1 protein-coding gene is annotated in these 1,057 nt (G+C 72.1%); it reads right to left on the bottom strand.

The annotated features are described in order from the left end of the window. Positions 1-147: 147 nt before the first annotated feature. Positions 148-744, bottom strand: a complete 597-nt coding sequence (gene pdxH / locus ACFQ4O_RS17795) for a pyridoxamine 5'-phosphate oxidase (protein WP_378777744.1) — start codon at positions 742-744, stop codon at positions 148-150. Positions 745-1,057: the final 313 nt, after the last annotated feature.

Consider the following 1,057-nt stretch of genomic DNA (forward strand, 5'->3'; position numbering starts at 1 on the left):
GCCGCCGCCGGGACCGGCCCGGCCGGAGCGGAGGTCGTCGCGGCCGGCTCCCCGGCGCGGACGCCGGTGAAGGGGCAGACGGCCGGCGCGTCGCCGGGATTCGGATCGGTCGGGCGGCTCATGAAAACGCGGATCCTCGCGGGGGCTTCAAGGATAGAGGCGGGTCTTGTCCCAGCCGTCGCCGTTCGCGACGAAGACGACGCGGTCGTGCAGGCGGTAGGGCATGTCCTGCCAGAACTCGAACGCGACCGGGGCGATGCGGTAGCCCTTCCAGTGCGGCGGCCGCGGCGGGTCCCGATCGGCGAACTCGGCGTCGCGGGCGGCCACCGCCGCCTCGAGCTCGGCGCGGGCGGCGAGCGGCCGCGACTGCTGCGAGGCCCAGGCGCCCAGCCGGCTGATGCGGGGCCGGGTGACGAAATAGGCGTCCGCCTCCTCGGCCGTCACCGCGCTCACCGGGCCGCGGGCGCGAATCTGCCGCCGCAGGGACTTCCAGTGGAACACCACGGCCGCCTTGGGCTGGCCTTCAAGCTCCACGCCCTTGGCGCTCTCGGAATTGGTGAAGAACACGAGGCCCCGGCGGTCGAGCCCGTTCAGCAGCACCACCCGCACGTCCGGCAGGCCGTCGGCGTCGACGGTCGCGAGCGCCATGGCGTTGGGATCGTTGATTTCGGAGGCCTTGGCTTCCGCCATCCAGGCGTCGAACAGGACGTAAGGATCCTGTGTGACGTCGAAGTCACTCGACATTAACCGCTCCTGTCCTTCACTTTCCCGGCGATCAGGGAGTTGTTCCGAGTGCCGATGCGTAGCCTCGATCCGCGCAAGCGTGCGTCTGAAGCCATCACGCCTGAGACCTGTACACGAGCAGGCCTCGGCCCGCGAGCGGCGTGGCGGCGGGGCAGGGCCGTCGGTCTCGCCGTGTGCGCGGCGCTGGCGCTCGGCGGCTGCAGCGTGTCCTATCCGCTGTTCGGCGACGACGACATCAAGACCGGCAGCATCGCGCGCCCCGAGGGGACGCCCCAGCCCGCGCCGCAGGACACGGTGACGCGGGCGCCGCTCG

It is taken from the genome of Methylopila musalis, assembly GCF_042679725.1.
In the GTDB taxonomy this organism is placed as follows: Bacteria; Pseudomonadota; Alphaproteobacteria; order Rhizobiales; family Methylopilaceae; genus Methylopila; species Methylopila musalis.